Source organism: Prevotella phocaeensis, assembly GCF_900065875.1.
GTDB classification, from domain to species: Bacteria; Bacteroidota; Bacteroidia; order Bacteroidales; family Bacteroidaceae; genus Prevotella; species Prevotella phocaeensis.
Genome location: NZ_LT160625.1, coordinates 107602 through 117500, shown reverse-complemented (window position 1 = coordinate 117500; position 9899 = coordinate 107602). Strand labels below are relative to the sequence as shown.

The window sequence follows — 9899 nt, the reverse complement described above, 5'->3', positions numbered from 1 at the left end:
CCGATACTTTTAATTTTCATTGCTATCCCGCGTCTTCGGTGTCTGCCTTATACCCGATTATTATCCACGCCCAGACCCTCGACTAGTGAGCTGTTACGCACTCTTTGAATGAATGGCTGCTTCCAAGCCAACATCCTAGCTGTCACGGGGACCGGACTTCGTTAGACTAACTCAGGCAGAACTCGGGGACCTTAGACGGCGGTCCGGATTCTTCTCCTCTCGGGCACGGACCTTAGCACCCGCACCCTTACTGCACAGCTGCAGCGCATGAGCATTCGGAGTTCATCAGGACTTGATAGGCGGTGAAGCCCTCGCGTCCTATCGGTCGCTCTACCTCTCATGCGGAACACTGCACGCGGCACCTAAATGCCTTTCGGGGAGTACGAGCTATCTCCAAGTTTGATTGGCCTTTCACTCCTACACTCACCTCATCCAGAAGCTTTTCAACGCTTATTGGTGCGGGCCTCCATTCCGTGTTACCGGAACTTCACCCTGGACAAGTGTAGATCACTTGGTTTCGCGTCTACCACCAACGACTAATACGCACAGAGTGCGTCCTGTCCCGCAAAGGGGACTATATCGCCCTATTAAGGCTCGCTTTCACTACGGCTGCAGGCCTCAGGGCCCTTAACCTTGCCGGTGACGGTAACTCGTAGGTTCATTATGCAAAAGGCACGCCGTCACATCTTACGATGCTCCGACCGCTTGTAGGCGTATGGTTTCAGGAACTATTTCAACCTTCTAATGGAAGTGCTTTTCACCTTTCCCTCACGGTACTGGTTCACTATCAGTCTCACGGGAGTATTTAGCCTTGCCGGATGGGCCCGGCGGATTCGCGCAGGATTACTCGTGTCCCGCGGTACTCAGGATGACGCTATGTCTTATCATGCTTCGAATACGGGGCTATCACCCTCTATGGCACCTCTTTCCAGAGGATTCTTCTCACAATCAAAAGTACAATGTCGCGCTCCTACAACCCCATCTGCGCGTTGCCACGCAGGTGGTTTGGGCTATTCCCCGGTCGCTCGCCACTACTGGGGGAATCATTATCTTATTTTCTTTTCCTCGAGGTACTAAGATGTTTCAGTTCCCTCGGTTCGCCTCGTTAATCAAACTTAACGATGACCGTCCTTCTGACGGCCGGGTTGTCCCATTCGGAAATCCGCGGATCAAAGAGCATTTGCATCTACCCGCGGCTTATCGCAGCTTATCACGTCCTTCGTCGCCTCCGTGAGCATAGGCATCCGCCATACGCCCTTATCTCGTTTCTTACGATAAATCCCATAATTCATATAAAAACACAATGCACATAAACTGAAATGCACAGTCCAAAGACTCTACAATACAAAAAAGAACATTATAATAATATATATAAGAAAAGGGATACGCTCATACTTTCAGCTGTCTTGTTGGCATGCCGACAAAATAATAAAAATATTAAACATCCGCGGCATGCAAGTTTCTCATCGAAACTGTTTCTACTTTACAGTCTTGCTTGTTTCAATATGTCAAAGAACGTAANCTTTCAGCTGTCTTGTTGGCATGCCGACAAAATAATAAAAATATTAAACATCCGCGGCATGCAAGTTTCTCATCGAAACTGTTTCTACTTTACAGTCTTGCTTGTTTCAATATGTCAAAGAACGTACTGGAAGGAAAAGGGATGGAATCGAAAAAGAAATACTTCTTTCGACTGCAAGCCATACCTTCTGAGCAAATCGGCAAAGGCTCAGATACGGCAGGAGAGGATACCCTCACGCACGTATTCTAACCCGTAGCGCCATCTGCTTCTATATTGTGGAGAATAACGGATTCGAACCGTTGACCCCCTGCTTGCAAAGCAGGTGCTCTAGCCAGCTGAGCTAATCCCCCCCGCACCTAATGCATAATCCCAAAACGTTATCCACTCCCATCGGGAACAAGACACGAAAGCAAATCATGCAGCGGTAAACGCAAAGGTAGTCCCAGGCAGACTTGAACTGCCGACCTCCACATTATCAGTGTGGCGCTCTAACCAACTGAGCTATAGGACTCTATAAAACATGGTGGCATCCAAGCCAAGGGAAGGCGACGCTGCCCGGCTTCTTTATTCTTCTCGCGTATAGAATATACAAAGGAAAACAGAGGAAAGCGCACAAAAAAATCAGGAAAAACAAAAACTAAATGCATTTGCGTCAAATCCAAAAATCAACATACGAACGTCAACTCCAGAAAGGAGGTGTTCCAGCCGCACCTTCCGGTACGGCTACCTTGTTACGACTTAGCCCCAATTACCAGTATTGCCTTAGGCCGACCCTTGCGGTCACGGACTTCAGGCACCCCCGGCTTTCATGGCTTGACGGGCGGTGTGTACAAGGCCCGGGAACGTATTCACCGCGCCATGGCTGATGCGCGATTACTAGCGAATCCAGCTTCGTGGGGTCGGGTTGCAGACCCCAGTCCGAACTGAGGCGCGTTTTAAGGATTGGACCGCATTTACATACGGCCGACTCGCTGTACGCGCCATTGTAACACGTGTGTAGCCCCGGACGTAAGGGCCGTGCTGATTTGACGTCATCCCCACCTTCCTCACACCTTACGGCGGCAGTATTCACAGAGTGCCCGGCTTTAACCGATGGCAACTGAAAAAAGGGGTTGCGCTCGTTATGGCACTTAAGCCGACACCTCACGGCACGAGCTGACGACAACCATGCAGCACCTCCACAGAGGCCCCGAAGGGCAACACGATCTCTCGATATTTCCTCTGCAGTTCAAGCCCGGGTAAGGTTCCTCGCGTATCATCGAATTAAACCACATGTTCCTCCGCTTGTGCGGGCCCCCGTCAATTCCTTTGAGTTTCACCGTTGCCGGCGTACTCCCCAGGTGGGATGCTTAACGCTTTCGCTTGGCCACCGACCAAATATGACCGACAGCGGGCATCCATCGTTTACCGTGCGGACTACCAGGGTATCTAATCCTGTTCGATACCCGCACTTTCGAGCTTCAGCGTCAGTTACGCTACAGCAAGCTGCCTACGCAATCGGAGTTCTTCGTGATATCTAAGCATTTCACCGCTACACCACGAATTCCGCCTGCTTACTGCGTACTCAAGATTCCCAGTTCGCGCTGCACATCACCGGTTGAGCCGGTACATTTCACAGCACGCTTAAAAAACTGCCTACGCTCCCTTTAAACCCAATAAATCCGGATAACGCCCGGACCTTCCGTATTACCGCGGCTGCTGGCACGGAATTAGCCGGTCCTTATTCATGCGGTACCTGCAAAAAGGGACACGTCCCCAACTTTATCCCCGCATAAAAGCAGTTTACAACCCATAGGGCCGTCATCCTGCACGCTACTTGGCTGGTTCAGGCTTACGCCCATTGACCAATATTCCTCACTGCTGCCTCCCGTAGGAGTCTGGACCGTGTCTCAGTTCCAGTGTGGGGGACCTTCCTCTCAGAACCCCTACCGATCGATGCCTCGGTGGGCCGTTACCCCGCCGACTGGCTAATCGGACGCATCCCCATCCATTACCGATAAAATACCTTTCGTCCAAATTAGATGACTGCTTCGGACTGCATACGGAATTAGGCCGCCTTTCAACGGGGTATGCCGTAGTAATGGGAAGGTTGGATACGCGTTACTCACCCGTGCGCCGGTCGCCATCAGAAATTGCAAGCAACTCCCATGATGCCCCGCGACTTGCATGTGTTAAGCCTGTAGCTAGCGTTCATCCTGAGCCAGGATCAAACTCTACATTGTAAAATATTAATAAGGTATTAACATAACCAAAAAGGAAAAAAGGAATGATATAAAAACAAACCTAAAAACCTATAAGGATATCACGAAATACCTAAAATGTCTGTATTAAAACGCTCATAAGTTAGCTCAAATTGGATCACAAACGATATGCAAATGACAAAATATAACCTGAATCAAGGATATAAATGACAAAGTCGAATGATTTTCCTACCCTATCCATAAAACACATCAAAATAATAAATAAAAAGACATGATAACGGATAGCTTTTTCGTACTACTTCTTCTGTCTCCTATGTAAATTAGTCAAAGAACTCTTTCTAACATACTCCCCCCACATCAGGGGAAAGCGACGGCAAAAGTAATACAAAAATATAAAACCACCAAATATTTGAACAAGAAAATGAAAAAAGAAAGAAAAAAAATAATATTAAAAACAAAAAACGAGGATACTCCTTATGTCTTTGTCTCGTAAATCACCATATTTCGGGGGAGTGTTATCAACTTCAGACGCTCGAACCATATATGCGACGCTCCTTGAATATGCCTGCGATTACGACTACTTATAATGTAATAAGAGGCACTATATTCGTCCATCAGCGACAAAAAGACATTCTTGATGCGCGAACACTTCTCATTGATGGCATTATCGAGCGGATCAACGAGCCTATCAACTGCTTCTACCACCTTTACAGTATCGAGCCATCGGCACGTTTTCGCATAATGCGACCTCAATTCGGCCTTATAATTGCCGAGTTTCTTAAATTCTATGCCTTCCGGATGGTCCAGAAATAACAAATATACCGCCTTATGAATAGGTGAAAGCTCCACCTCTTTATTATTATAAGCGGTCAGAAAGAAGCGATAATCGGCCGTTATACGAAGCGGACTCAGTGTTCCTTTGGCCGCTTCTATGCGAAGTTGCTCCAATAGAGGCACTCCTATGCTCTGCAACAGCAGGTCGTTACGCCCCATCCATTGCAGCTTCAGCACGCGTTCATGTATCTCATTTGCTATATTTTCAGCCTCTGTATTCACGCTGCAAATATAATCATTTTCCGCCAAACTTCCTACATCGGAGAAACAACTTATAAATACTTCCGAGACAGATATGCCATCTATTCTACATTGATACAAGGTCTAAGCCCGTTGAACCATACGTCTGTCTGCGATACCCCCAGAGCCCGATAAACACATGCAAGCCTTGCAAAAACTTTGTTATCTCGAAATAATAATATATTTTTGCAAATAAACATAGAATAAACAGAAAATAGAGAGCATGGAAAAATTCGATATAATGGCGACGCCTTTAGTGGATTTCGGCTACACAGAGGATAAAACAAAGAACATCATCAAGGTAATTGGCGTGGGCGGAGGCGGATGTAACGCCGTTAAGAATATGTACAACGAAGGCATTACGAACGTAACGTTTGCCGTATGCAATACCGACAGCCAGTCTCTTGCCAAGTCGCCGATCCCCGTCAAGGTACCTATAGGCGACACAGGTCTGGGGGCCGGCGCCGATCCGAAAATAGGAAAGGCGGCCGCCGAGCTAAGTATAGACAGCATCAAACGCCTGTTAGACGACGGTACCAAAATGGTGTTCGTCACTGCGGGCATGGGTGGAGGCACGGGAACCGGTGCGGCTCCTGTTATTGCAGGTGCGGCCAAAGGCATGGGCATACTTACTATAGGCATCGTAACCATACCGTTCTACTTCGAAAAGAAGCGCAAAATCATCAAAGCCCTCAAAGGTGTAGAGGAGATGCGGCGCAATGTAGACGCGTTGCTTATTATTAATAACGAACGCATCTGCGACATCTACACCAATTCCGAAGTAACCATAAAGAACGCATTTCGCCGTGCAGACCAGATACTTTGCGATGCAACCAAGTCAATCAGCGAGCTTATCACCGTTGAGGGGGATATCAATCTCGACTTCTGCGACGTTGAAACGACACTGCGCGGCGGGGGAGGCGCTATCATGGCTATGGGACGTGCCGGCGGCGAGCACCGTGTACAGAAGGCAATTATCGATGCACTGGACTCGCCCCTACTCTATGGCAACGACATAGATAAGGCCCGGCGCATACTGTTCAATATCTATACGAGCGAAAAACACCCGCTCTTTGTCAGAGAAATGACCGAAATCGACGCATTCATGGACGCACTCGATCCGAATATCGACGTGATATGGGGCGTTTCAGACGACAACAGTCTCGACGAAGATGCCAAAGTAACCATCCTTGCCACGGGGTTTGCCGACGATTTCGAGTACAATAACAGAGCCTGCACAGAGGGTTTAGACGAAGATTATTTTGAAAGTATGATCGGTAAGCTCTATAAATCGTATCAACACACAGACTTGAAAACAACAGAAAATGTTGCCGGAAATACAGCGAAATGTATAACTCGCCCCGTTGTTAAGACCAACATAGACGGCATACCCGTAACGGTATATGCCGGCGGAGAGGCGGAAGAGCAAGAAGATACTGCCGGCGAAACGACGGCAGGCGGCCGCTCTATTGCCAACGAGCTTTCTGCAACAAGCTCGCAAAAGACAGTTTCGGCACCGGAACGCAGACAACAAACGCCCGAAAACGACTACGAAAGAACTCCGCAAACGGCCCCTCTGCCACAAACCGACAGCCGACATGAGCACGAAAGACCGTCGACGTTTCAGAACCGGATGAAAGAACTGATGAAGAAAATTACCGAACTTACGCAAGATCCGGAGGAGAAATAAGGAACACGCACACCGTTCCTGTATCATGCAAAACCAGAGGTACTGAGCCCTATATATATAATAAGGTGTAAATAAACGTATCGGGTGCACCCCGAAAAGTATAAAAAACAGACCGCAAAACAATTATTATGACACACTTCATTGTAGATCAGAAACAAGATAAACAGTTCCATTTGTGGCTGATACTCTCTCTTGTAACTTTCGTATTAAGCAATTATCCTGCACCCGATGCAATACCCATTACGGGCTACAACGGCTATTACGTACTGGTAGAACTCATTCTGTCGCCGGCAGTTCGATACACCGTTCTGCTCATCAATACCATTATGTGGCTATGGATGCTGTATCAGCTGCAGAAAAACAGCATGAGCATAAGCAACACATTGAGCAATCTATGGTTCGCAATGGGGGCTCTGTATGTATTGCGCACCGTATTTATGCACATCTCTTATATCCATAACTTTTCAAATTCGTTTGAATTAAATACCATCATCCAAGCGTTGAGTTTCATTCATTACATTATCCAGATTTGGATAGGCTGCATTCTTACATTCCGACATAGCGGTAGTATCAGACAATTGGGCATTGCTTTCCTGCTCTGTTCAATCGCCCTTACCCCTATTGTACTACTAATAACGTTTCTCACAGACCAGCTGCAAGACGATCTTCTTGTTCTCTTACGTTGGTTGCAAATGCTGTTCAATGCTTATCTATTGATATGTATGCGGCGTGTTTTTAAGGTAGAAGAAGGCTACGTCGCCCAAATAACAGCAACAAACGAAACAGATGACCAAAACATTTAAAATATAAAAACATGGAATTAGAACAAATTATCGAAAAACTGGGTACGCTGCAAAACGGCGATACCATCGTTAAGTCACTGCAAGAAACTACCAACCTCTTGCTCAACCACTATTGTTTTAGCATTAAAGGCATCACTCTGTACCCGATAGAACTCGAAAGTTACTTCTACAGAACCGGCATTTTCGAAGATCCCTACGTACATAGCAACGAGCTACAGATGAACCATTTCGGCGAATTCTACGTGCACCGTCGCGGACAAAGCGCCAACGATGCCTATAAGATGGATAATCGGGTGTGCGTAGGTATATCGCTTTCGGCAGCCGACACCTATTACTATTCGGCACTGATACGCAGTGCAGTGTTCGCAGACGGTATGACGAAATTCGGTCCTAACAACGTTCTCACGTATTTGGCAAGTAAAGTAAACGAACAAGAACATGCCGTTTCGCCCGATTTCTTCAAGGAACGCCATGCCGGGACCTTCGAACTGTCGAAACTATTTCCCGCCATCGAGCATCGAAAAATATTGCAGAAAGTTGACTACGACGCCGATCCGCGAAACAAAGAGAATGTATTCTTCTCTTCAAGAATAGGTATCGGCGACGAGAATATGCACTATCGCAACATGCAACTGCGTGCCCTTATCGGTACTCTGAAGAAGGAATATCAGTTCAAGGAGAAATCTCTCATCCTGAAAGATTATCTGCAGAACAAGAGACTACGTGGCGAAGAGGCCGAAAAGGAGGCTAAACGAGTATATGGAAGTGCACCGAAAGCGGTTATTTCACAACTGTAGCTTTCAATATTTTGATATCTTCTATCAGTCGACCATTGGCTTCTGTCTCAGCATGTTGCATATTTTAATGGTATCAATTCCTTCCACTACCTCATCGAAAATCATATACTGGCCGTCGAGATATGGTGTTCCACCCTACTCGAAATATGCTTTTCCGCTCTCCGAAGTCAGTTTTATCTTATCGTGGGTAGCCATATCAAGTCGGCTCTGTGCACGGTCGAACATATCTTCACTCATGCACTTTCCGTAGACTATATAGAACTGGCTTTCCGAAAATGCATATTCCGGATTTGTCTGGTTGGGCTCGTGAGCAGCTACCAGAGCCCCTCTTTTATGGAAATATTTCGGAAATACGATTTCGGCAGGTAGGGTGTAGTCGGGCGAATAGTTGCCCGTAACGGCTCCGGCAGCGGCATGTCGGCTCGTAGAATCGCCCGATTGCACCATAAAACCGGCTATCACACGGTGGAACAAGTTACCATTATAATAACCGGAACGCACAAGTTTCAGAAAATTGTCGCGGTGGCGAGGCGTTTCGTTATAAAGCACAAGGCGAATGTCGCCCTTGTTCGTCTGCAACAACACTTCATGGCGCAAGCTGTCTACCTGCGCCATGAGTATGAAAGGCACTGCAGAGAGCGCCGTTAAAATTAATCTCTTAATAAGCATCTTCTTGTTCTATCTCTTCACTGTCTATCTTCTTACTGTCCATAGCGCGCCATACATAAACGATATATGCCAGTACAAACGGGATAAAAAGCGATACCACGGCCATTGCATCCAACGTAAATTCGCTGCTGCAGCTATTGGCTATCGTTAACGAGCTCTGCAAATCGACATTAGAGGGATAGTAGGCAGTGTTGTTCCATCCGGCATAAAGCAGCAATACCAGCACCGCTAATACCACTCCGATACCCGCCGGCCAGATGCCGCGTATATAATCTTTGTTCATTACAGTTTTGATAATGGCAAAGAGTAAGAATGCCACACCGACGAGAAGTATCGCAGTTAAGTACCACATGTCGAGTAAATTATGCAGATACTTCATCGGCTCCATCGAGATAACTCCCGTTACAGGATCGTATGCATAGCCGTCTTTGAGCAACGTACGTACCAAGAACGACAGAAACAGTATAAGAAAAGGCACCGTATTGATAAGCAATTGGCGACGTCCGCGAGCCCTTATTTCTTCATGCTCCACATTATTTATTACATAAAGTATACCGAGTATGCGGGCAAGAAAGAACACAGAAAAGCCGAACACCAAATTCCAAGGATCGAGCAATGCATCGAGTCCGTTGCTTGCATTTGCCCAACGACTGATTACGGGCTGCAATCCTTCGGTAATATTCATTTTGTCTATCAGGAAATTAGAGCCATCGAAGAACGTTGCAACGGCCCCTCCGAGCAACAAGGGACCAAGGATTCCGTTGATAATCAGGAACCATTGAAAGGTTTTAGCACCGAGCAAATTGCCGTTCTTGTTCTGAAATTCGTAGCTCACCGCCTGCAGTACAAACGAAAAAAGTATAACCATCCACAGCCAATAGGCACCTCCGAAGCTGGTACTATAGAACAATGGGAACGATGCAAAGAATGCCCCGCCGAAAGTAACAAGCGTTGTAAAGGTGATTTCCCACTTACGTCCGGTAGAATTAACTACCATCCGATACTCTTGAGGATTACGTCCAAGACTGAAAATAAGCGAATTAGCGCCTTGAACAAACATCAGAAAGACCAATAAAGCCCCTAACAAAGAAACCAAGAGCCACCAGTAATGTTGCAAAAATATATAACTCATTGTTATTGTTT

6 protein-coding genes, 2 tRNA genes, 2 rRNA genes and 1 pseudogene (1 of these 11 running past the window's edge) are annotated in these 9899 nt (G+C 46.7%); 4 read left to right on the top strand and 7 right to left on the bottom strand.

Annotated features, from left to right (window positions below):
* Positions 1-1271: ribosomal RNA gene (locus BN3912_RS07130) — 23S ribosomal RNA — on the bottom strand; it reaches 1682 nt to the left of the window's first position.
* A gap of 362 nt (positions 1272-1633) precedes the next feature.
* Here BN3912_RS07130 and BN3912_RS12515 point away from each other — a divergent pair.
* Positions 1634-1771 (top strand): hypothetical protein, encoded by a 138-nt coding sequence (locus BN3912_RS12515; protein ID WP_230204676.1) that lies wholly within the window; start codon positions 1634-1636, stop codon positions 1769-1771.
* Between the two features lie 27 nt (positions 1772-1798).
* Here the strand turns inward: BN3912_RS12515 and BN3912_RS07125 are convergent.
* From BN3912_RS07125 to BN3912_RS07110, 4 genes are all read right to left on the bottom strand, one after another.
* Positions 1799-1872: transfer RNA gene (locus BN3912_RS07125), tRNA-Ala, on the bottom strand.
* 87 nt (positions 1873-1959) lie between these two features.
* Positions 1960-2033: transfer RNA gene (locus BN3912_RS07120), tRNA-Ile, on the bottom strand.
* A 178-nt stretch (positions 2034-2211) separates the two neighbouring features.
* A 16S ribosomal RNA gene (locus BN3912_RS07115) occupies positions 2212-3744 on the bottom strand.
* Together the 16S and 23S rRNA genes with 2 tRNA genes alongside form the textbook arrangement of a ribosomal RNA operon.
* Before the next feature lie 453 nt (positions 3745-4197).
* Positions 4198-4806, bottom strand: a complete 609-nt coding sequence (locus BN3912_RS07110) for a hypothetical protein (RefSeq protein ID WP_023984916.1) — start codon at positions 4804-4806, stop codon at positions 4198-4200.
* Positions 4807-5020: 214 nt separating this feature from the next.
* On the opposite strand from BN3912_RS07110, the gene ftsZ reads away from it, so the two are divergent.
* The 3 genes from ftsZ to BN3912_RS07095 all read left to right on the top strand — a co-directional run bounded on the left by ftsZ (position 5021) and on the right by BN3912_RS07095 (position 8087).
* Positions 5021-6487: a cell division protein FtsZ gene (ftsZ, locus tag BN3912_RS07105; RefSeq protein WP_023984915.1), complete on the top strand. Its 1467-nt coding sequence runs from the start codon at positions 5021-5023 to the stop codon at positions 6485-6487.
* A gap of 128 nt (positions 6488-6615) precedes the next feature.
* Complete coding sequence (locus BN3912_RS07100) at positions 6616-7290, top strand: hypothetical protein (protein WP_064972291.1); 675 nt, start codon at positions 6616-6618, stop codon at positions 7288-7290.
* 11 nt (positions 7291-7301) lie between these two features.
* On the top strand, positions 7302-8087 hold the full coding sequence (locus BN3912_RS07095; RefSeq protein WP_064972290.1) for a hypothetical protein: 786 nt from the start codon (positions 7302-7304) through the stop codon (positions 8085-8087).
* Here BN3912_RS07095 and BN3912_RS07090 read toward each other — a convergent pair.
* A pseudogene (locus BN3912_RS07090) lies at positions 8071-8756 on the bottom strand (peptidylprolyl isomerase). The gene BN3912_RS07095 and the pseudogene BN3912_RS07090 overlap by 17 nt on opposite strands.
* Positions 8746-9888, bottom strand: coding sequence for a cytochrome d ubiquinol oxidase subunit II (locus BN3912_RS07085; RefSeq protein ID WP_023984911.1), 1143 nt, complete (start codon positions 9886-9888; stop codon positions 8746-8748). The pseudogene BN3912_RS07090 and the gene BN3912_RS07085 overlap by 11 nt, the downstream one beginning before the upstream one ends.
* Positions 9889-9899 lie beyond the last annotated feature (11 nt).

What these genes read in the sequence shown, in the direction of transcription:
- BN3912_RS12515 (WP_230204676.1), top strand. Translation starts at nt 1,634, where the DNA reads ATGTCAAAGAACGTACTGGAAGGAAAAGGGATGGAATCGAAAAAGAAA.
- ftsZ (WP_023984915.1), top strand. Translation starts at nt 5,021, where the DNA reads ATGGAAAAATTCGATATAATGGCGACGCCTTTAGTGGATTTCGGCTAC.
- BN3912_RS07100 (WP_064972291.1), top strand. Translation starts at nt 6,616, where the DNA reads ATGACACACTTCATTGTAGATCAGAAACAAGATAAACAGTTCCATTTG.
- BN3912_RS07095 (WP_064972290.1), top strand. Translation starts at nt 7,302, where the DNA reads ATGGAATTAGAACAAATTATCGAAAAACTGGGTACGCTGCAAAACGGC.
- BN3912_RS07085 (WP_023984911.1), bottom strand. Translation starts at nt 9,888, where the DNA reads ATGAGTTATATATTTTTGCAACATTACTGGTGGCTCTTGGTTTCTTTG.